The sequence below is a fragment of the Streptomyces sp. A3M-1-3 genome, assembly GCF_024213665.1.
Classification (GTDB): domain Bacteria; phylum Actinomycetota; class Actinomycetes; order Streptomycetales; family Streptomycetaceae; genus Streptomyces.
On the sequence record NZ_JANAVP010000003.1, the window covers coordinates 99,642 to 120,073 of the forward strand.

The 20,432-nt window shown below is 71.6% G+C and carries 15 protein-coding genes and 1 pseudogene; 6 read left to right on the forward strand and 10 right to left on the reverse strand.

Annotated elements, in window-relative coordinates:
• Nucleotides 1-76 precede the first annotated feature (76 nt).
• The 7 genes from murD to rsmH are packed head-to-tail and all read right to left on the reverse strand — an operon-like array spanning nt 77 to nt 9,226.
• Complete coding sequence (gene murD / locus NLX86_RS04130) at nt 77-1,471, reverse strand: UDP-N-acetylmuramoyl-L-alanine--D-glutamate ligase (RefSeq protein WP_302060948.1); 1,395 nt, start codon at nt 1,469-1,471, stop codon at nt 77-79.
• A gap of 20 nt (nt 1,472-1,491) precedes the next feature.
• Nucleotides 1,492-2,562 (reverse strand): phospho-N-acetylmuramoyl-pentapeptide-transferase, encoded by a 1,071-nt coding sequence (gene mraY, locus NLX86_RS04135; RefSeq protein ID WP_254370189.1) that lies wholly within the window; start codon nt 2,560-2,562, stop codon nt 1,492-1,494.
• Nucleotides 2,559-3,980 carry a UDP-N-acetylmuramoyl-tripeptide--D-alanyl-D-alanine ligase gene (murF, locus tag NLX86_RS04140; protein WP_254370190.1) on the reverse strand — a complete coding sequence of 474 codons (1,422 nt, stop codon included), beginning with the start codon at nt 3,978-3,980 and terminating at the stop codon, nt 2,559-2,561. Before murF ends, mraY begins: the two co-directional genes overlap by 4 nt.
• Before the next feature lie 4 nt (nt 3,981-3,984).
• Nucleotides 3,985-5,655, reverse strand: coding sequence for a UDP-N-acetylmuramoyl-L-alanyl-D-glutamate--2,6-diaminopimelate ligase (locus NLX86_RS04145; protein ID WP_254370191.1), 1,671 nt, complete (start codon nt 5,653-5,655; stop codon nt 3,985-3,987).
• Between the two features lie 26 nt (nt 5,656-5,681).
• Nucleotides 5,682-7,616 carry a penicillin-binding protein 2 gene (locus NLX86_RS04150; RefSeq protein ID WP_254370192.1) on the reverse strand — a complete coding sequence of 645 codons (1,935 nt, stop codon included), beginning with the start codon at nt 7,614-7,616 and terminating at the stop codon, nt 5,682-5,684.
• Between the two features lie 4 nt (nt 7,617-7,620).
• Nucleotides 7,621-8,235, reverse strand: a complete 615-nt coding sequence (locus tag NLX86_RS04155; RefSeq protein ID WP_254370193.1) for a septum formation initiator — start codon at nt 8,233-8,235, stop codon at nt 7,621-7,623.
• A 31-nt stretch (nt 8,236-8,266) separates the two neighbouring features.
• Nucleotides 8,267-9,226, reverse strand: a complete 960-nt coding sequence (rsmH, locus tag NLX86_RS04160) for a 16S rRNA (cytosine(1402)-N(4))-methyltransferase RsmH (protein WP_254370194.1) — start codon at nt 9,224-9,226, stop codon at nt 8,267-8,269.
• A 442-nt stretch (nt 9,227-9,668) separates the two neighbouring features.
• Here rsmH and NLX86_RS04165 point away from each other — a divergent pair, with 442 nt between their 5' ends.
• The 4 genes and pseudogenes from NLX86_RS04165 to NLX86_RS04180 all read left to right on the forward strand — a co-directional run bounded on the left by NLX86_RS04165 (nt 9,669) and on the right by NLX86_RS04180 (nt 15,301).
• Nucleotides 9,669-10,229 (forward strand): carbonic anhydrase, encoded by a 561-nt coding sequence (locus NLX86_RS04165; RefSeq protein WP_254370195.1) that lies wholly within the window; start codon nt 9,669-9,671, stop codon nt 10,227-10,229.
• Between the two features lie 222 nt (nt 10,230-10,451).
• Complete coding sequence (locus NLX86_RS04170) at nt 10,452-11,507, forward strand: MoxR family ATPase (protein WP_254370196.1); 1,056 nt, start codon at nt 10,452-10,454, stop codon at nt 11,505-11,507.
• A complete protein-coding gene (locus NLX86_RS04175) occupies nt 11,507-12,871 on the forward strand; it encodes a DUF58 domain-containing protein (protein WP_254370197.1) in 1,365 nt (454 codons plus the stop codon). Before NLX86_RS04170 ends, NLX86_RS04175 begins: the two co-directional genes overlap by 1 nt.
• A pseudogene (locus NLX86_RS04180) lies at nt 12,868-15,301 on the forward strand (transglutaminaseTgpA domain-containing protein). Before NLX86_RS04175 ends, NLX86_RS04180 begins: the two are co-directional and overlap by 4 nt.
• A gap of 65 nt (nt 15,302-15,366) precedes the next feature.
• On the opposite strand, the gene NLX86_RS04185 reads toward NLX86_RS04180, so the two are convergent.
• The 3 genes from NLX86_RS04185 to NLX86_RS04195 all read right to left on the reverse strand — a co-directional run bounded on the left by NLX86_RS04185 (nt 15,367) and on the right by NLX86_RS04195 (nt 17,405).
• On the reverse strand, nt 15,367-15,774 hold the full coding sequence (locus NLX86_RS04185; RefSeq protein ID WP_254370198.1) for a DUF3040 domain-containing protein: 408 nt from the start codon (nt 15,772-15,774) through the stop codon (nt 15,367-15,369).
• A 250-nt stretch (nt 15,775-16,024) separates the two neighbouring features.
• Entirely contained in the window at nt 16,025-16,783 is a 759-nt protein-coding gene (locus NLX86_RS04190; RefSeq protein WP_254370199.1) for a methyltransferase, read from the reverse strand.
• A 94-nt stretch (nt 16,784-16,877) separates the two neighbouring features.
• Nucleotides 16,878-17,405, reverse strand: coding sequence for an SAV_6107 family HEPN domain-containing protein (locus NLX86_RS04195; RefSeq protein WP_254370200.1), 528 nt, complete (start codon nt 17,403-17,405; stop codon nt 16,878-16,880).
• A gap of 158 nt (nt 17,406-17,563) precedes the next feature.
• On the opposite strand from NLX86_RS04195, the gene NLX86_RS04200 reads away from it, so the two are divergent.
• Together NLX86_RS04200 and NLX86_RS04205 are read left to right on the forward strand one after the other, a co-directional pair.
• A complete protein-coding gene (locus tag NLX86_RS04200) occupies nt 17,564-18,373 on the forward strand; it encodes an ATP-binding cassette domain-containing protein (RefSeq protein ID WP_254370201.1) in 810 nt (269 codons plus the stop codon).
• On the forward strand, nt 18,345-20,429 hold the full coding sequence (locus tag NLX86_RS04205) for a YhgE/Pip family protein (RefSeq protein WP_254370202.1): 2,085 nt from the start codon (nt 18,345-18,347) through the stop codon (nt 20,427-20,429). Before NLX86_RS04200 ends, NLX86_RS04205 begins: the two co-directional genes overlap by 29 nt.
• The last annotated feature ends 3 nt before the right edge of the window (nt 20,430-20,432 follow it).

Below are 20,432 nucleotides of genomic sequence, written 5' to 3' on the forward strand. Positions count from 1 at the left end.
TCCCCTCCACTCGTGCCCGGCGCGGCCCTCCGTAAGTCGACTTGCGGAGCCGCAGTACGGCGTGCGGCCGGGCCGGCTAGGCGCTCTCGGCGGCCAGCTCGCGTACCGCTTCCGCGAACGCCTCGCCGCGCTTGTTGTAGTTGGCGAACATGTCCATCGAGGCACACGCCGGAGCCATCAGTACGGTGTCTCCGGGCCGGGCGAGCCGTGCCGCCTCCCGGACCGCCGCCGACATCGCCCCAGTGTCGGTCCGGTCGAGGTCGACCACCGGGACCTGGGGGGCGTGTCGCGCGAGGGCTTCGCCGATCAGGGCACGGTCGGCGCCGATCAGGACGACTCCGCGCAGCCGCTTGGCCGACCTGGCCACGAGTTCGTCGAAGGTCGCGCCCTTGGCGAGGCCGCCGGCGATCCAGACGATCGGCTCGTACGCGGCGAGGGATGCCTCCGCGGCATGCGTGTTGGTCGCCTTGGAGTCGTCGATGTAGGCCACCCCGCCGACGTCCGCGACGTGCTCGATGCGGTGGGCGTCGGGGCGGAAGTTTCGCAGGCCGTCGCGTACAGCCGCGGGCGCGACGCCGAAGGCGCGTGCGAGGGCCGCGGCGGCCAGCGCGTTGGCGATGTTGTGCGGGGCCGGCGGATTGACGTCCGTGACCTCGGCCAGCTCCTGCGCCTGCTGGTGGCGGTTCCGGGCGAACGCCCGGTCGACGAGGATGCCCTCGACGACGCCGAGTTGGGACGGGCCGGGGGCGCCGAGGGTGAAGCCGATCGCGCGGCAGCCCTCCTCGACGTCCGCTGCCCGGACCAGTTCCTCGGTGGCCGGGTCGGCCACGTTGTAGACGCAGGCGACCGTGTTGCCCTCGTAGATCCGGCCCTTGTCCGCGGCGTACGCGGCCATCGAGCCGTGCCAGTCGAGGTGGTCGGGGGCGAGGTTGAGCACGACCGCGGAGTGGGCGCGCAGCGAGGGCGCCCAGTGCAGCTGGTAGCTGGAGAGCTCGACGGCCAGGACGTCGTACTTCTCGTCGCCCAGGACCACATCGATGATCGGGGTGCCGATGTTGCCGACGGCCACGGTCCGCAGGCCGGCCGCCGACAGGATCGAGGCCAGCATCTGGGTCGTGGTCGTCTTGCCGTTGGTGCCGGTGATCGCCAGCCAGGGGGCGGCGTCCGGGCCGCGCAGCCGCCAGGCGATCTCGACATCGCCGACCACGTCGACGCCCGCCTCGGCGGCGGCCGCGAAGAGCGGGCTGGCCGGCTTCCAGCCGGGCGAGGTGACGACGAGCTCGGTGCCGGGCGGCAGTGTCTCCGCGTCACCGAGGCGTACGGAGATCCCCTCCGCAGCCAGTTCGGCGGCGCGCGTGCGGTGCGTATCGCTGTCGCCACCGTCCACGACCGTCACGACAGCGCCGAGGCCCGCCAGGGCGCGGGCGGCGCTGACGCCGCTCACGCCGAGACCGGCGACGGTGATGTGCATGCCTTCCCAGGCCGTGCTGGTCACTTGTCGGCCGCCCAGCCCGCGTAGAAGAGTCCGAGTCCGACGATCACGCACATGCCCTGGATGATCCAGAAGCGGACCACCACAAGGACTTCGGACCACCCCTTGAGTTCGAAGTGGTGCTGCAGTGGCGCCATCCGGAAGACGCGCTTCCCGGTCAGCTTGAACGAGCCGACCTGGATGACCACCGACATGGTGATCATCACGAACAGGCCGCCGAGGAGGGCGAGCAGCAGCTCCGTGCGCGAACAGATGGCCAGACCCGCGAGCGCGCCGCCGAGGGCGAGCGAGCCGGTGTCACCCATGAAGATCTTGGCCGGCGAGGTGTTCCACCACAGGAAGCCGAAGCAGGCGCCCATCAGGGCGGAGGCGACGATCGCCAGGTCGAGCGGATCGCGGACCTCGAAGCACGCGTCGGGGTTGGTGAGGGTCTGCGCGTTGGCGCAGGACTCCTGGAACTGCCAGACGCCGATGAACGTGTACGCGCCGAAGACCATGACGGAGGCGCCGGTGGCTAGACCGTCGAGGCCGTCGGTGAGGTTCACGCCGTTCGACATCGCGAGGATCATGAACAGCGCCCAGACGACGAAGAGCACCGGGCCGATCGACCAGCCGAAGTCCGTGACGAACGACAGCTTGGTGGAGGCCGGGGTGTTGCCCCGGGCGTCCGAGAACTGCAGCGCCAGCACGGCGAAGGCGATACCGACGATCAGCTGGCCGGCCATCTTCGCCTTGGCCCGCAGGCCGAGCGACCGCTGTTTGACGATCTTGATGTAGTCGTCGAGGAAGCCGACCAGGCCCATGCCCGCCATCAGGAAGAGGACGAGCAGTCCGGAGTACGTCGGCTGACTGGAGGTGATCACCTTCGTCAGCGCGTACGCGATGAGCGTGGCCAGGATGAAGGAGATACCGCCCATGGTGGGCGTGCCCTTCTTGCTGCCGTGGCTGCGCGGGCCGTCGTCCCGGATGAACTGGCCGTAGCCCTTGCGGGCGAGGAGCTTGATGAGCAGCGGGGTACCGACCAGGGTCAGGAAGAGCCCGATGACTCCCGCGAAGAGGATCTGCCTCATCGGACGGCGACCTCGCCCTCGGTACCGCTGTCGAGCAGCGCCAGTGCGACCTGCTCCAGACCGATCGACCTGGAAGCCTTCACCAGCACGACGTCTCCCGTGCGCAGTTCACTGCGCAACAGGTCGATCGCCGCCTGCGCGTCGGACACGTGCACCGACTCCTCACCCCACGAACCCTCGTTATATGCGCCCAGCTGCAGCCATGACGCTTCCCTGCCCCCGACTGCCACTAGCTTGCTCACGTTGAGCCGCACGGCCAGCCGCCCGACCGCGTCGTGCTCGGCGAGCGCCTCGTCACCGAGCTCGGCCATCGGGCCGAGCACCGCCCACGTACGGCCCCCCTCAGCCTTGGCGGCCTCCCCCATGGCGGCCAGCGCGCGGAGCGCTGCTCGCATGGATTCCGGGTTCGCGTTGTAGGCGTCGTTGACGACCGTCACGCCGTCCGGACGCTCGGTGACCTCCATACGCCAGCGGGACAGCGTGCCCGCCTCGGAGAGCGCCAGTGCGATCTCGTCGGTGGGCATGCCCAGCTCATGGGCGACGGCGGCCGCGGCGAGCGCGTTCGACACGTGGTGCTCACCGTACAGCCGCAAGGTCACGTCGCTGCACCCGGTGGGTGTGTGCAGCGTGAAGGACGGCTGTCCCGTCGCCGTCAGCCGGACATTCGAGGCACGTACGTCGGCGTCCTCGGCCTCTCCGAAGAGGACCGTACGGGCCTTGGTACGGGACGCCATGGCGCGGACCAGCTGGTCGTCGGCGTTGAGTACGGCGACGCCGTCCTCCGGCAGCGTCTCGACCAGCTCTCCCTTGGCCTCGGCGATCTGCTCCCGGCCGCCGAACTCGCCGATGTGCGCGGTGCCGACGTTCAGCACCAGGCCGATCCTCGGCGGGGTCAGGCCGGTGAGATAGCGGATGTGGCCGACGCCGCGGGCGCCCATCTCCAGGACGAGATGCCGGGTGTCCTCGGTGGCGCGCAGCGCGGTGATCGGCAGGCCGATCTCGTTGTTGAGGGAGCCGGGCGTCCATACGGTCGGGCCGTGGCGCTGCAGCAGCTGCGCGATGAGGTCCTTGGTGCTGGTCTTGCCGGCGGAGCCGGTGAGCCCGACGACGGTGGCGCCGAGGCGTTCGACGACGGCGCGCGCGAGGGCGCCGAGCGCGACCTCGACGTCCTCGACCACGATGGCGGGGACGCCGACGGGACGGGCGGCCAGTACGGCTGCCGCGCCCGACTCGACGGCGCGCCGCGCGTAGTCGTGGCCGTCGACCTGCTCACCCACGAAGGCGGCGAAGAGGCTGCCGGCCTCCACCTGGCGGGAGTCGATGACGACCGGCCCGGTGATCCGGACCTGCGGGTCCGGTATGTCGTACGACTGCCCGCCGACGATTTCGGCGATCTCGGCGAGGGAGAGGGCGATCACTGCTTCATCCCTGACTGTTCTCGTGACGATGGGCGAGGATCGCGGCGCGCAGCACCTGGCGGTCGTCGAAGGGGCGTACTACACCGTGGATGTCCTGGCCCTGCTCATGTCCCTTGCCCGCGACGAGCACGGTGTCGCCGGCCTCGGCTCGGGCCACGGCGGCGGCGATGGCGGCGGCACGGTCGGCGAGCACCAGGACGTCGCCGCGTTCGTGGACCGGCACCTCGGCGGCGCCGGCGAGCATCGCGGCGAGGATCGCGAGGGGGTCCTCGGAGCGGGGGTTGTCCGAGGTCAGTACGGCGGTGTCGGCGAGCCGCGCGGCGGCGGCGCCCATCGGGCCGCGTTTGGTCTTGTCCCGGTCGCCGCCGCAGCCGAGCACGATGTGCAGCTTGCCCTCGGTGACCTTGCGCAGCGAGCGCAGGACCGATTCGACGGCGTCCGTCTTGTGCGCGTAGTCGACGACCGCGAGATACGGCTGGCCGGCGTCCACGCGCTCCAGGCGGCCCGGCACACCGGAGACGGCGGCGACGCCGTCGGCGGCGGTCTGCGGGTCGGTCCCGGCGACCGCGAGCGTGACGATCGCGGAGAGCGTGTTGGCCACGTTGAACGGGCCCGGCAGGGGCGCCGAGGCGTCGATCCGCCGGCCCTTGGGGCCGACGGCGGTGAACGTGCTGCCCCGCGGGCCGACTTCGACGTCCTCGGCCCGCCAGTCGGCGTCCGGGTGGCCTTCGGCGGAGAAGGTGGTGACCGGCACGGTCGCCTCCTTGACCAGCCTGCGGCCGTACTCGTCGTCGAGGTTCACCACCGCGACGCGGCTGCGCTGCGGGGTGAAGAGCTGCGCCTTGGCCCGGAAGTAGTCCTCCATGTCGGAGTGGAACTCCATGTGCTCCGGGCTCAGGTTGTTGAAGACCGCGACGTCGAAGACGCAGCCGTCGACCCGGCCGAGCACCAGGGCGTGGCTGGAGACCTCCATGGCGACCGACTGGACACCGCGCTCGCGCATGACGGCGAACAGGGCCTGGAGGTCGGTGGCCTCGGGGGTGGTGCGCTCGGACTTGATGCGCTCGTCGCCGATGCGCATCTCGACCGTACCGATGAGGCCGGTGAGCCCGCCGGCCGCCTTGAGGCCGCCCTCCACGAGATACGCGGTGGTGGTCTTGCCGGAGGTGCCGGTGATGCCGATCTGGAGCAGGTCGCGTCCGGGCCGTCCGTAGATCTCGGCGGCGAGTTCGCCCATCCGGCCCCGCGGGTCCTCGACGACGAACACCGGCAGGCCGGTGGCGGCGGCGCGGTCGGCGCCGGCCGGGTCGGTGAGGATCGCGGCGGCTCCGAGGCCGGCGGCCTGGGCCGCGAAGTCGGCGCCGTGCAGGCGGGCCCCGGACAGGGCCGCGTAGACGTCGCCGGGGCGGACCGCGCGCGAGTCGTGCGTGATGCCGGTGGCCTCCCCGGGGCCAGGGTTCCCGACGCCCAGCAGGCCGGCCAGCTCACCGAGCGGGATCGGGCGGACCTGTTCGGGCCGAGGCGCTCCCGGGTGGTTCACGGGGGCTTCCTTCTGGGGCGTTGGGGACTGATCAGCGTGGGGCACGGCGGTGAGCGTACCGGGCGTACCCGGCCGGTCGCGAAGTGAGGGGCCCTGGGTGCCGTCGTTCCCGGGGTCCTGGCTGATGGTCGTCACTGGTGGTCCCTTGCGTCACTCGTGCGTCACTCGCCGGCTGCGAAGGTCACCGGCAGCCCGGCGGGGGCGGTGCCGGTCGGTGCGATCTGGAGGGTCTTCAACGCGAACTCCATGACCTGCTGGTAGATGGGTCCGCAGATCTGTCCGCCGAAGTAGCTGCCCTTGGTGGGGTTCTGGATGGCGCAGTAGACGGTGATACGCGGGGCGTCGGCCGGGGCGAAGCCGGCGAACGAGGCGGTGTAGCCCTTGTAGCGGCCGGTGGCCGGATCCACCCGGTTGGATGTTCCGGTCTTTCCGCCGACCCGGTAGCCGGGGATCTTCGCCTTGGTGCCGGTGCCCTCCCGGTCGTCGACGACCGATTCGAGCATGGCGGCCAGAGTCTTGGCCGTCTTCTCGCTGACCACGCGGGTCTTCTGAGGCGCGGCGGCCGGCGTGAACGTGCCGTCGGGTCCCTTGGTGCCGCGTACCAGCGTGGGCTCGATGCGTACCCCGCCGTTGGCGATGGCCGAGTACACGGAAGCCGCCTGCATCGCGTTGAGCGAGAGCCCCTGGCCGAAGGGGATCGTGTACTGCTGCGAGGTGGACCAGTCCTCGGGTTTGGCGAGGATGCCCCGCGACTCGCCCGGGTAGCCGAGGCCGGTGGGCGATCCGATCCCGAACTTGTGCAGGTAGGAGTGCAGGACCTTGTTGGCTTCCGGCTGCGTCTTGCCCAGCTGCCCGGTGGCCAGGATAGTGCCGATGTTGCTCGACTTGGCGAGTACGCCGTTGAGCGTCAGGTACCAGGTGGGGTGGTCGATGTCGTCCTTGAACAGCCGGTCGCCGCGGTGCAGCCGGTTGGGCACGGTGACATGGGTGCCGGGCGTGGCGGCCTCCTCCTCCAGCACGGCGGCCATGGACATGACCTTGCTGGTGGAGCCGGGTTCGTACACGTCCTGGAGCGCGGCATTGCCCATGGCCGCCGCGTTGGCCTGCGAGAGGTCGTTGGGGTCGAAGCCGGGAGCGTTGGCCATGGCGAGGACTTCGCCGGTGCGGGTGTCCTGGACGATGACGTAGCCGCGGTCGGCCGCTGACTCGGCGACCTGCTCGGAGATGGCGTTCTGGGCGGCCCACTGGATGTCGCGGTCGATGGTCAGCTCGATGTCCGAGCCGGGGACCGCGGGCTCTTCCCTGGCGCTCACCGTGGGGACCCGGCGGCCGCCGGACTGCGCGTAGGTGATCTCGCCGTCCTTGCCCGCCAGTTCCTTGTCCAGCTTGGACTCCAGGCCGCCGGAGCCCTTCCCCTCGGCGTTGACGTAACCGAGTATCCCGGCGGCCAGCTCTCCGTTGGGGTAGACGCGTTTGCTGCTCGGCTCCTGGAAGATGCCCGCCATGGCGTTGGCGCCGGGGCCGCCCTTGGCCCGGTCGGCCCTGGCCTTGTCCGCGAAGACGGTCCTGAGGTCCTTGATCTGGTTCCACGTCTGCGGGGTCTGGCGGCGCGCGAGGACGACGTACTTCGTCTTCGGCGTCCGCAGCTTCGCGGCCAGTTCCTTGGCGTCCTTGCCGAGGATCGGCGCGAGGAGCGCGGCGGCCTGCTCGGGCGCGTCGGGCGCCTTGCTCTCCTGCGGCGTGAACATCGTGGGGTCGGCCGTGATGTCGTACGCGTCCACGCTGATGGCGAGCGCGACTCCGCGGCGGTCGGTGATCTCGCCGCGTTCGGCGGTCAGCTTGTAGCTGGCGTACCGGTTCTTCTCGGCCTTGGCGGCGTACACGGAGGCGTCGACGGCCTGCACCTGCAGCAGCCGTACGACGAAGGCCAGCATCACCATGGTCAGCCCGAGACTGACCAGCCGCAGGCGTGGCCGGGGGCTGCCGAGCTTGATCGAGTGCGGCGGCCGGGAGGCGGCTGCCGGGCGCGGCCGGCGGGCCGCCGGGCGCGCGGAGGGGCCGGGCACCCGGCGGCGCGGGGGTTCCTTGGCGGTCACGACGTCACCTGCCGGGGGTCGGGGTGGGCTGCGCGGATGTGCTCGGCGGGGCGGAGGACGGCGCCCGGCGGGGGGCGGCGGACGCGGACGGGGGCGCCGACGCGGACGGGGGCGCGGAGGGGACGCCGGACGTGGCCGGGGTCGCTGTCGCCGCGACGGAGGAGGACGGGGACGCGGACGGCGTGGCCGAGAGCGACGGGGAGGGCGTCGGCGGGGTCGCCGGCTCGGGGGCGGACAGCGGGGACGGGAGGGCCGTCGCCTTCTCGACCAGCCCGCGGACGGTCCCGTCCGGGTTGAGGAAGACCGGGCTGCCGCCGGGCACCAGACCCAGTTCGCGGGCCCGCCGCGCGAGGGCGTCGGGCGCGGAGTACGCGTCGACGTCCCGTTGCAGTGCCTGCTGCTCGTCGGTGAGTTCGGTGGTCTGCTTCTTCAGCCGGCTCAGCTGGAACGATCCCTCATTGAGCGCCGAATTCAGCAGCAGCAGGGTGATGAGTCCGCCGCCCAGCAGCACCACGACCAGCAGCACGAACGGCGTGCGCGCGGCCGTGGCGGGACCCGAGGGCATCAGCCGGGCCAGCCTCGCTGCCCGTCCCCGCAGTTGCTTCGCCGGTTTCCTCACACAGCCCCCCGGTGCGATGCGGACGGATCGCTCACAGAGCCTCCTCGCGAATGCGCTGCGCGCCGCGCAGCCGAGCCGGGGCGGCGCGGCGGTTCTCCGCGACCTCCTCCTCGGTGGGCAGTTCCGCGCCACGGGTGAGGAGCTTGAGCTTCGGCTGGTAGCGCTCGGGTACCACCGGCAGACCGGGCGGCGCCGTGTTGGCGGCGCCGGCCGCGAAGACCTGCTTGACCAGCCGGTCCTCGAGAGAGTGGTACGAGAGGACGGCGATGCGGCCGCCGAGGGCGAGCGCCTGCACCGCGGCCGGGATCGCCCGCTCCAGGACGGTCAGCTCCCCGTTGACCTCGATCCGCAGGGCCTGGAAGGTGCGCTTGGCGGGGTTGCCGCCGGTGCGCTTGGCGGCCTGCGGCAGCGCGTCGCGGATCAGCTCGACCAGCCGGGCGCTGTTGCTGAACGGCTCCTTCTCGCGCTCCCGGACGATCGCGCTGACGATCCGCTTGGCCTGCTTCTCCTCGCCGTACGCACGCAGGATCCGGACCAGTTCGCCCGGCGGGTACGTGTTCAGCACCTCGGCCGCGCTGACCCCGGTCGTCTGGTCCATGCGCATGTCGAGCGGGGCGTCCTGGGCGTACGCGAAGCCGCGGTCGGCCTCGTCGAGCTGCATCGAGGAGACACCGAGGTCGAAGAGGATGCCGTCCACGCGGGGGACGCCGAGCCGGTCGAGGACCTCGGGCACCTCGTCGTAGACGGCGTGCACCAGGGTGGCCCGGTCGCCGAAGGGCGCGAGCCGCTCGCCGGAGAGGCGCAGCGCCTCCTTGTCCCGGTCGAGGGCGATCAGCCTGGCCTCGGGGAAGGCGCTGAGCAGGGCCTCGCTGTGCCCGCCGAGGCCGAGGGTGCAGTCGACGACGACCGCCCCGGGCCGGTCCAGAGCCGGTGCCAACAGGTCCAGGCACCGCTGGAGCATCACCGGGACGTGTCGGCTCTGGCTGCTCATGCGCCCTCTCAGGTAACGGCACGGCCGTACGCACCGCCGGGTCCCCGCCCTCCCCCAGCCAACGCTGGGAGATGCCCCCGGAAGGGGAACGGTCCGCCGGCACCGGGGAAGGGGCGCCGGCCGGCCGCGAGCGGGAGGAGGCCGAGCCGTACGTACGCGCCGCGCACGCGGGGGGGTGTTCGGGACTGCGGGGTCGGTGTGAAGCGGAAAGGAGCGCGTCTCGCCTCCCACTTCGCGCCACTTTAGTCCACGCGACCTCCCGGTCAACCAACCGACCTGCGCGTCGGGAAGCATGCCTCCGGCGGATCCGCAAACGGAACAGATCACCCGTACGGGTGGGGTGACTCCACCCCTGTGGGTTACCTCACAACAAGCCTTGTTGACGTTCTTTGTCCCTCTTCACAGCAGGCTCGGACCCTTTGTGAGCACTAACGTCATACTCATGTCGACTTCCGCATCCCTCCCCGCCGAGCCCGCCGGTGCCGCCGATCCGGCCCCCACCGGCGGCACCGTCACCGACCGGCTCGTCGAGGCGAACCGGCGCTACGCATCCGCGTTCCGCGACCCGGGAATGGACGCGCGACCCGTACTGAAGGTCGCCGTCGTCGCGTGCATGGACGCGCGCCTCGACCTGCACGCCGCCCTCGGCCTGGAACTCGGCGACTGCCACACCATCCGCAACGCGGGCGGCGTGGTCACCGACGACACCATCCGGTCGCTCACCATCAGCCAGCGGGCGCTCGGCACCCGCAGCGTGATCCTGATCCACCACACGAACTGCGGTCTGGAGAGCCTGACGGAGGACTTCCGGCACGAGCTGGAGGACGAGGTCGGGCAGCGGCCGGCCTGGGCAGTGGAGGCCTTCCGCAATGTGGAGCAGGATGTCCGCCAGTCGATGCAGCGCGTACGGACCTCACCGTTTCTGCCGCACACCGACGACGTCCGCGGCTTCGTCTTCAACGTGACGACAGGGCTGCTGCGGGAGATCGACCCCATCAGCTGAGCCGGTTGAGCAACATCTCGGCAACAGCTGAGCAGCCGAAAAGAGCGCAACCCCCGACATAACCCACTCACTTATCCACAGGCGAGTGACACGAAGCGGTAACGGCAACAAGAATGCGGGGTGTGACATCCCTCCGGAACCGTCCGGGGGTGGTGTCCGTGTTTCGCGGTGGGCCGGTCGCTCGTAATGGCGTCGGCCCTGGAACGGGCCGAGGAGGGCCGGGTGACGACCTATGACGATCGAGCGAGCCTCACTGATCTGACCACCACAGCGGAGCGTGTCCGCAGGTCGGTGGAGGGTGTGATCGAAGGCAAGCCGGAGGTCGTACGGCTTTCGCTGACTGTGCTGCTGGCCGAAGGCCATCTGCTCATCGAAGATGTCCCGGGCGTGGGCAAGACCATGCTCGCCAAGGCGCTGGCGCGGTCCATCGACTGCTCCGCTCAGCGCATCCAGTTCACACCCGACCTGCTGCCTTCGGACATCACCGGTGTGAGCATCTACGACCAGCAGCGGCGCGACTTCGAGTTCAAGCCGGGCGCGATCTTCGCCCAGATCGTGATCGGCGACGAGATCAACCGCGCTTCGCCGAAGACGCAGTCCGCGCTGCTGGAGTCGATGGAGGAGCGCCAGGTCACCATCGACGGGCAGACGTACGAGCTGCCGAGCCCGTTCATGGTGGTCGCCACGCAGAACCCGGTCGAGATGGAGGGCACGTACCCGCTCCCCGAGGCGCAGCGCGACCGCTTCATGGCCCGCGTCTCCGTCGGCTATCCCAGCGCCGAGGCCGAGCTGCAGATGCTCGACGTGCACGGCGGGGTCTCACCGCTCGACGACCTGCAGGCCGTCGCGCACGCGCACGACATAGTCAAGCTGATCGAGGCGGTGCGCGAGGTCTACGTCGCCGAGCCGATCCGGCGGTACGTGGTGGATCTCGTCTCCGCGACGCGCACCCACCCGGACCTCAGACTCGGGGCCTCGCCGCGCGCGACCCTGCATCTGCTGCGTGCGACCAAGGCCTCCGCGGCGCTGAGCGGGCGGGAGTACGTCCTGCCCGACGATGTGCAGGCGCTGGCCGCGCCGGTGCTCGCCCACCGGCTGCTGCCGACCGCGCAGGCCCAGCTGAACCGCCGTACCGCAGAACAGGTCGTCGCCGAGATCCTCCAGCGCACGCCCGTTCCGACTGCTTCCGCCCGGGGAGTTCAGCAGCCGGCGGCGGTCGCGCCGCGGGCCGTCGCTCCGGCGTACGGCCAGCAGCCGCCGGGCACCCGGGGCTTCTGATGGCGGCCGGCGGGCCCGCGGCCCGGGCCGACGAGGACAAGGGCGGTCTGCGTGCGGCGCTCACCGGCCTGACCACGCGAGGGCGCTCCTTCCTCGCCGCAGGTGTCGCCGCGGCGATCTGCGCGTACGTCCTGGGCCAGAGCGACCTGCTCCGGGTCGGGCTGTTCCTGGCGGTGCTGCCGCTGGTCTGCGCGTACGTCCTGCACCGCACCCGCCACCGAGTCTCCGGCAGCAGGCGGCTCGCGCCGAGCCGGGTGCCCGCGGGCTCCGAGGCGCGGGTGCACCTGCGGATGGACAACGTCTCCCGGCTGCCCACCGGGCTGCTCATGCTCCAGGACCGGGTGCCGTACGTGCTCGGGCCGCGGCCCCGGTTCGTACTGGACCGGGTGGAGGCGGGCGGCCGGCGCGAGGTGTCGTACCGGGTGCGGTCCGACCTGCGCGGGCGCTATCCCCTGGGGCCGCTTCAGCTGCGGCTCACGGACCCGTTCGGCATGTGCGAGCTGACCCGGGCGTTCAGCGCGTACGACACCCTGACGGTGATCCCGCGGACCGAGCCGCTGCCGCCCGTGAAACTCACGGGCGAGTCATCGGGGTACGGCGAGGGGCGACAGCGCTCGCTGGCGCTGGCCGGCGAGGACGACGTGATCCCGCGCGGGTACCGGCACGGCGACGATCTGCGCAGGGTCCACTGGCGTTCCACCGCGCGCTACGGCGAGTTGATGGTGCGCCGCGAGGAGCAGCCGCAGCGCTCGCGCTGCACGGTTCTGCTCGACACCCGGGAGATCGCGCACCAGGGCGCGGGACCGGACTCGGCCTTCGAGTGGGCGGTGTCGGGGGCGGCTTCCGTCCTGGTTCACATGCTCGAACGAGGCTTTTCGGTACGGCTGTTGACCGACACCGGCAATGCCGTGCCGAGCGAGGGGGCCGGCGGCTTCGCCGGTGCCACCCAGGAGTCGGCCGACGCGGCCGGTCTGATGATGGACACCCTCGCGGTGATCGACCACTCCGACGGCGCCGGGCTCTCCCGGGCGTACGACGTCATACGGAGCGGGAACGAAGGACTGCTGGTCGCCTTCTTCGGCGATCTGGACGAGGAGCAGGCGGCCATGGCGGCCAGGATGCGGCAGCGCAGCGGCGGCGCGGTCGCCTTCGTACTGGACAGCGAAAGCTGGATGCACGGCTCCGCCGCGGCGGTGTCCGGACCGGTCGAGAAGCGGCTGCGGCTGCTGCGGGAAGTGGGCTGGACGGCCGTCTCGGTGCCGCCGGGGGCGTCGTTCGCCGACGTGTGGCGGCAGGCGGGTTCCGCCTCGCTGTCCAGTGCCGTGGCGGGCGGACTCACGGGTACGTCGGGGGGATGGTCATGAGCGGTCGCGCGAGGCTGGCGCTGTGCGCCTTTGCCGCCACGGTGCTGGCGGCGTGCGCCCTGCTGCCGCTGGTGCATCCGGCGACCTGGATCATCCAGGCCGGGTTCCTGGTGGCCGTGCAGAGCGGCGTGGGCGCTCTGGCCCGGCGGGTGCCGCTGGCCCGGTTCCTGACGGTCGCAGCCCAGGGCCTGGTGACTCTGCTGCTGCTCACCGTGATCTTCGTCGGGGACCAGGCCGTCATCGGTGTGCTGCCCGGCCCGGACGCCTTCCAGGCCTTCGGGAACCTGCTGTCCTCGGGCGCCGATGACGTCGGGCGGTACGCGATACCGGCGCCGGTGACGGACGGCATCCGGCTGATGCTCGTCGGCGGGGTGCTGCTCATCGGCCTGCTGGTCGACGCGATCGCGGTGACGTTCCGCAGCGCGGCCCCGGCCGGGCTGCCGCTGCTGGCGCTTTACTCGGTCGCGGCCGGGCTGACGCAGGGCGGCGCGAGCTGGCTGTGGTTCGTGCTGGCGGCCGCCGGCTATCTGCTGCTGCTCCTGGCCGAGGGCCGGGACCGGCTCTCGGCGTGGGGCCGGGTCTTCGGCGGCGCGGCCCGCGCACCGGGCCGGGTCGCGGCCGGGCTCGAGTCGGGCGGCGGCGCCGCGTTGGCCCCGGTGCGTACGGGCCGGCGTATCGGCGCGGTCGCCCTCGGCATCGCGCTGGTGGTGCCCGCCGCGCTGCCCGCGCTGGACGGCGGGCTGCTGGACGGAACGGGCGACGGGCCCGGGTCGGGGTCCGGCGGCGGCACCATTTCGGCGGTGAACCCGCTGGTCTCGCTGCAGAACAGCCTCAACACCCCCGAGGACCGCGAGGTGCTGCGTTACCGGACGAACGCCGAGCGGGTGCAGGACCAGTACATCCGGATCGTGGCGCTCGACCAGTTCGACGGCACCGAGTGGAAGACGTCGACGCGTCGGCTGACCGACGTGCCGGACAAGCTGCCGGATCCGCCTGGGCTGAGCCGCTCGGTCGCCACCACCGAGGTCACGAGCAGCATCTCGGCGGCCGGCTGGTACGGGCAGACGTACTTGCCGATGCCCTATCCCGCCTCGGACGTGGACATCAAGGGGCGCTGGCGGTTCGAGCCGACCGGCCGGACGCTGGTGGGCGACCGGGGCCAGTCCACGCGTGGCGTGCAGTACACGGTCAAGAACCTGGTCGTGCGGCCCAGCGCGCAGCAGCTGGCGGGGGCCGCCCGGCCACCGGCCGAGTTGGAGCGGCAGTTCACCAAGGTGCCGGACTCACTGCCGGCGATCGTCAAGAGCACTGCCCTCAAGGTCACCGACGGCGCCACGGACGACTACGGCAAGGCGGTGAAGCTCCAGGACTGGTTCGCGTCCAGCGGCGGCTTCACGTACAACACCAAGGTGCGGTCGGGCACGGGATCGACCGCGATCGTCAACTTCCTGAAGCAGAAGGAAGGGTTCTGCGTCCACTTCTCCTTCTCGATGGCGGCGATGGCCAGGACGCTGGGGATCCCCGCCCGGGTTTCGGTGGGCTTCACGGCCGGCACCCCGGAGTCGGACGGCAGTATGTCCATCGGCCTGCGGGACGCGCACGCGTGGCCAGAGCTGTACTTCGAGGGAGTGGGCTGGACCCGCTTCGAGCCGACCCCGTCGCGTGGCAGCACGCCGGACTACACGCGTCCCCAGACTCCGTCCGGACAGCCCTCCAGCCCGGCCACGGACACGCCTCGCGAGTCGGCCGCGCCGTCGGCCGCGCCCTCGGGGTCGAGCAGCTGCAGCCCGCAGTTGCAGCGGCAGCTGGAGTGCGGCCCGGACCAGGCCGTGGGCGGTGGCGGTCCGACCGACTCCGGGTGGGCGGGGCTGTTCCTGACCCTGCTGTGGGTCGTCCCTCTGGTGCTGGTGGCGCTGCTGATCCCGCTGCTGCCCATGCTGTGGCGGATCCAGCTGCGGTCGCGGCGGCTGGGCGGCTCCGACGGGCGCGCCCCGGCGGACGCGGCCGCCCGGACGCTGGCGGCCTGGCAGGAGGTCAACGATTCGGCCTGGGACCTCGGGATCCTGCCCGATGAGGCGCAGTCGCCGCGGAAGGCGGCGGCGCGGATCGTCAGGATCGGACGGCTGGACACCGAGGCCGCCGAGGCGGTCCACCGGGTGGCCGCCGCCGTCGAACAGGCGCTCTACGCGCCCGCGCCGCGGCCGGTCATGGGACTGGCCGACGATGTGCGGCGGGTACGCGCCGGCCTCTGGGCGGGACTGAGCCTGGGGACCCGCCTGCGGGCCCTGCTGGCGCCCCGCTCGGCTGCCCGGGTGGTTCTGGGTACTCTCCGAGCAGTGGGCCGGCGTCACCGGCCGTCTGGCCGATGCCGGGCAGCGCGTCGAGCGGTGGACGGCGGACCTCCGACGGCCGCTGCGGCAGCGGGGCTAGGGGGATACGAGTGAGGGGAGACCGCCTTCAGGCGGTCTCCCCTCACTCACATCTGATCGGGCTGCTCAGTGGCCCTCCTCGCGGCGGCGCTGCCACCGCTCCTCGATGCGGTTCATCATCGAGCGGCGCTGCCTGGCCTGCCGGCGCGTGGCCGTGCCGCCCGGCGGCGTCCCTGCGCCGGCCTGAGGCTGCTCCCCGGGCTTGGGCGCTTTGCGCCAGCCCGTGACCGCAAGCACTGCGCAGCCGAGCATGACGAGGAACCCCACCACGCTGACCCAGATCTGCTGTGCGACCATTCCGGCCATGAGGAGCGCGATACCCACCAGGAAGCCTGCGACCGCCTGGTAGACCCGTCGCCGGGTGTACGTACGCAGCCCGCTTCCCTCAAGCGCTGTCGCGAACTTGGGATCTTCGGCGTACAGCGCTCGCTCCATCTGCTCGAGCATTCGCTGCTCGTGCTCCGAGAGCGGCACGGGAGTCCTCCTCATCCGTCGGTCGCGGGTAACGACCGGGGGGTCCCCTTCAGGATAGGCAGGGAATCGCCCCCGTGAAACCCGCCCCTCTACGCCAATTCGCCAAACCGGACGTCACAGCGATTCGGGTGCTGAGGCGTTGATTCCCCAACCTCCGATCCGTCATGCCGGACCGTGTCCCCCGATCATACGGCGCGAGGCGGCTGATCGGGGGGCCTGTGGCGTACTCCATCTGCGACTGCGCCGCTGATCAGCCGCGCTTCTCACCGAGAACGTGCAGCTGGGTGGCGACGGAATGGAAGGCCGGCAGCTCCGCCGCGGCCATCTCCAGCTTCAGCAGGGCATCCACCGCGCCCGGCTCGGTGTCCACCAGAACACCGGGGACGAGGTCGGCGAAGACCCGTACGCCGTGCACCGCGCCGATCTCCAGCCCTGCGTCGCCGACCAGTGCGGTGAGCTGCTCCGGGGTGAAGCGCCGGGGCACCGGGTCGCCCTCGCCCCAGCGGCCGGCCGGGTCGGTGAGCGCCTGCCGCGCGTCGGTGAAGTGACCGGCCAGTGCCCGGGCGAGTACGGCGCCGCCCAGACCCGCGGCGAGCAGGCTGAGGGTGCCGGAGGGGCGGAGGGCCGAGACAGCGTTGCGCACGCCCTCGGCCGGATCGTCCACGTACTCCAGGACGCCGTGGCACAGCACCGCGTCGTACGCCTCGCGCTCGACCACGTCGAGCAGCCCCTGGACATCGCCCTGGACCCCGCGGACCCGGTCGGCGACCCCGGCCTCGGCGACCCGGCGCTCCAGCCCGAAGAGCGCGTTGGGGCTCGGGTCGACCACCGTGACCCGGTGGCCCAGCCTGGCGACGGGCACCGCGAAGTTGCCCGTACCGCCGCCGGTGTCGAGAACGTCCAGGACATCTCGCCCGGTCGCCTTGACCCGGCGCTCGAGGGCGTCCTTGAGCACCTCCCACACCACGGCGGTACGGAGGGAGGAGCGGGGGCGGGGACGGTCCGACACGACAGATGACTCCTCGGCGCGGTGCCGCCGCGGGCGGCGGGGCTCGAACGGTGAACTGCGCAGTCCACCCTATTGCCTCCCGCCGCCCGCCAAGTCACCCCGCGTCGGGCCGCTCCGCACGTGGTTGTGGCAGTACCGGCTGAAGTACCAGCATCCTTTCCACCAGGCGAAGGAACATGGCCGCGTCGCGCAGCAGATCGTCGGCGTCGCGGCTGCTCGCCGCGTCCCGTATGCCTGCCTCCGCCCGGGCCCTGCGCTGGGCTCCCGAGGCGAACAGGGCACTCCACTCGGTCAGTTCCGGTGCGATCTCGGGGAGGACCTCCCACGCGCTTCGGATGCGTTGGCGCCGGCGCGGGCTGGTCTCGGGGCGGCCGCGCGCGGCGAGTACGGCGGCGGCGGTGCGCAGAGCCGCGAGGTGGGCGGTGGCGTAGCGCTCGTTCGGGAAGTCCAGGACGGCGGCCTCTTCGAGTCCGGTACGTGCCTGGGCGAGCAGGTCGAGGGCTGCGGGCGGGGCGGTGGCACGGCGCAGCACGGGATGGACATCGCTCGCGGGACCGGTCAGTGAGGGTGCAGGGCCGGTGGCGCGGCGCCGACGGGCGGCGGCTGCGGACGAACTGGCCATGACGAACCTCCTGTCGTCGTGTGACGGCTCTGTGGCCGTATGTGTCCATCGTGGAGGCCACCACTGACAATCCGCCCTGACCAGGACTTTTTCTTCGATCGCAAGTTCGGTGGTAGTTTCTGCACTGACTGGTCAGTTCAAATATTGGGGGAGGGTTCGTGGACAGTCCGCACGGCGCAGCCGTCACGGCCGAGGACTTCGGACTGAAGGGCCCACGCGGCTGGGCCTTCCGCGGTGTGTGTCTCGACGCGCAACCCGGGTCGCTCATCGCCATCGAGGGCCCCTCGGGCTCCGGCCGCACCTGCCTGCTGCTCGCGCTCACCGGCCGGATGCGGCCAGGCGAGGGCGGGGCCGAGATCGCGGGCCATCACCTGCCGAAGCGGATGGCCGCCGTACGGCGGATCAGCGCGCTGGGACCGGTGTCCGGGGTCACCGATCTGGACCCGGCCCTGACCGTCGGCGAGCACCTTCGCGAACGCGCCCTGCTGCAGCGCCGCTTCGGGAGTTCGGTACGTACGCTGCTGCGGCCGCGCGCCGAGCGCACCGCCGAGGCCCGCAAGCGTGTGGACGCGGCACTGGCGGCCGCCGGCCTGGAACTTGAGGCGCTGCCCAAGGGGCCCCGCACCTCCGTGCGCGATCTGGAGCGGCTCGAAGCGCTGCGACTGTCGGTGGCTCTCGCGCTGATCGGCGGCCCGCGGCTGCTCGCCGTCGACGACGCCGACATGAAGCTCTCCGACGCGGAACGCGAGGAGGCCTGGGCGTTGTTGAGGTCCGTCGCCGCGAACGGGACGACGGTCGTGGCCGTGTGCAGCGAAGCACCCGAGGGCGCGGTGCGGGTCTCGACGGGCGGGAGCGCCACTGAAGAGCCGGCGCGCGACGCCGACACCGAAGTCACCGAAGTCACCGAAGTCACCGACACCGACGAGAAGGGGGCGGCGGATGCGATCGCCGAAACTGGCCGCGCTTGAGCTGAAGCGTTTCGGCAGGGGCAAGCTGCCACGAGCCGCACTCGCCGCGCTCCTGCTGCTGCCGCTGCTGTACGGCGCGCTCTATCTGTGGTCGTTCTGGGACCCGTACGGGCGCCTGGACCGGATACCCGTCGCCCTCGTCAACGACGACAAGGGCGCCGTCGCCGCCGGGAAGAAGATCAGGGCCGGTGACGAGATCACCGAGGGGCTGCACGACAGCAAGGTCTTCGAGTGGCACGAAGTGAGCGCCGCCGAGGCCCGCGAGGGCGTCGAGGAGGGCGCGTACTACCTCTCCCTCACCATGCCGTCCGACTTCAGCAGCCGTATCGCCTCCAGCTCGGGCGACTCCCCCGAGACCGGCGCCCTCCAGGTGCGTACGAACGACGCCAACAACTACATCGTCGGCCAGATCTCCCGGACGGTGTTCTCCGAGGTGCGGACCGCCGCCTCGACCGACGCCTCCCGCTCGTTCCTTGACAAGATCTTCATCAACTTCTCCGACATCCACGGCGCGACCGAGAAGGCGGCCAAGGGTGCCGACACCCTCAAGAGCGGTATCGGGAAGGCCAAGAAGGGCTCGCAGGACCTGGCGACCGGCCTGGCGGACGCCAAGGAGGGCAGCGGCAAGCTGTCGCGCGGCGTCAAAAAGCTCGACACCGGCGCGGGCGATCTGGAGACGGGCGCGAAGAAGGTGGCCGCCGGCACCCAGAAGCTCGCGGACAAGGTCAACGGGACCGCGGCGAAGGTGGGCCCGTTCCTGAAGGACAACGACAAGACCATCGGCGACACCGCCCAGATGGTGGCGGACTCCTCGCAGGCGGTACGGAAGAACCTCGGCGCCCTCGTGACGGCCGCCCCGATCGCGGAGACCGCCTCCCGCAAGGCCGCCGACGACCTGGCGGCCGTCCACAAGGATCTCTGCGTGGACGCGCTCGTGCCCAACCCGGCCTGCCCCCAGCTGAAGCGGGCCAAGGACGCCGCCGCCGACTCGGCCAAGGTAGCCAAGGACGTGAACAAGGTGGTCCAGGGCTACGAGGGCGACATGGAGAAGCTCGACGACCACCTGGAAAAGCTGCAGAAGCAGGCCCAGGCGCTCGCCGACCGCGCACCGACCCTGGGCGAGGACCTGGACGCGGCCGTCGCCAAGATCAACGCGCTCAACACCGGCGCCAAGGAGGTCGCCAAGGGCGCGGACAAGCTCCACACCGGGCTGACGTCCGCCAAGACCGGAGCCAGCGACCTCGACGCCGGCATCGGCAAGCTCACCACGGGTGCCAACAGCCTCGACGGCGGGCTGTTCAAACTCGTCGGCGGCTCGGGCGACCTGGCCGGCGGGCTCCACGACGGAGCCGCCAAGATCCCCGACTACGACGAGGGCGAGCGCGACCGGCGCACCGAGGTCATGGCCGATCCCGTGCGGCTCGCCTCCCAGTCGCTGCACAAGGCGCCCAACTACGGCACCGGTTTCGCCCCGTACTTCATCCCGCTCTCGCTCTGGGTGGGCGCCATGGTGGCGTACATGCTGATCCAGCCGCTCAACCGGCGCGCGCTCGCCGCCGGCGCCTCCGCCTGGCGGATCGCGCTCGCCGGCTGGCTGCCCGTCGCCGCGCTCGGCGTCCTCCAGGTCGGGGCCCTGATGTCCGTACTGCACTGGGGGCTGGGCCTGCAGATGGAACGGGCCGCCGGAACGGTCGGCTTCCTGGTCCTGGTGACCGGCTGTTTCGCCGCCATCGTCCAGTGGCTCAACGCCCGCTTCGGCGCGGCCGGCCGGATCCTCGTCCTGGCGGTGCTGATGCTCCAGCTGACTTCGGCCGGCGGCACCTACCCCGTACAGACCAGTCCGGGCTTCTTCAATGCCATCCACCCCTTCCTGCCCATGACGTACGTGGTCGAGGGGCTCCGCAGGCTCATCACCGGCGGCGGTCTCGGCCCGGTCTGGCAGGGCTCGGTGGTGCTGCTCGCCTTCACCGCCGGGGCGCTCGCACTCACCGCGTGGTCGGCCCGGCGCAGGCAGGTATGGACCCTCGACCGCCTGCACCCGGAGCTGAGCCTGTGAGAA

Excerpts from the sequence above, each read along its gene's own strand:
- murD (WP_302060948.1), bottom strand. The coding sequence starts at position 1,471 with ATGCACATCACCGTCGCCGGTCTCGGCGTGAGCGGCGTCAGCGCCGCC.
- NLX86_RS04195 (WP_254370200.1), bottom strand. The coding sequence starts at position 17,405 with ATGGCCAGTTCGTCCGCAGCCGCCGCCCGTCGGCGCCGCGCCACCGGC.
- rsmH (WP_254370194.1), bottom strand. The coding sequence starts at position 9,226 with ATGAGCAGCCAGAGCCGACACGTCCCGGTGATGCTCCAGCGGTGCCTG.
- mraY (WP_254370189.1), bottom strand. The coding sequence starts at position 2,562 with ATGAGGCAGATCCTCTTCGCGGGAGTCATCGGGCTCTTCCTGACCCTG.
- NLX86_RS04205 (WP_254370202.1), top strand. The coding sequence starts at position 18,345 with ATGCGATCGCCGAAACTGGCCGCGCTTGAGCTGAAGCGTTTCGGCAGG.
- NLX86_RS04165 (WP_254370195.1), top strand. The coding sequence starts at position 9,669 with ATGTCGACTTCCGCATCCCTCCCCGCCGAGCCCGCCGGTGCCGCCGAT.
- NLX86_RS04175 (WP_254370197.1), top strand. The coding sequence starts at position 11,507 with ATGGCGGCCGGCGGGCCCGCGGCCCGGGCCGACGAGGACAAGGGCGGT.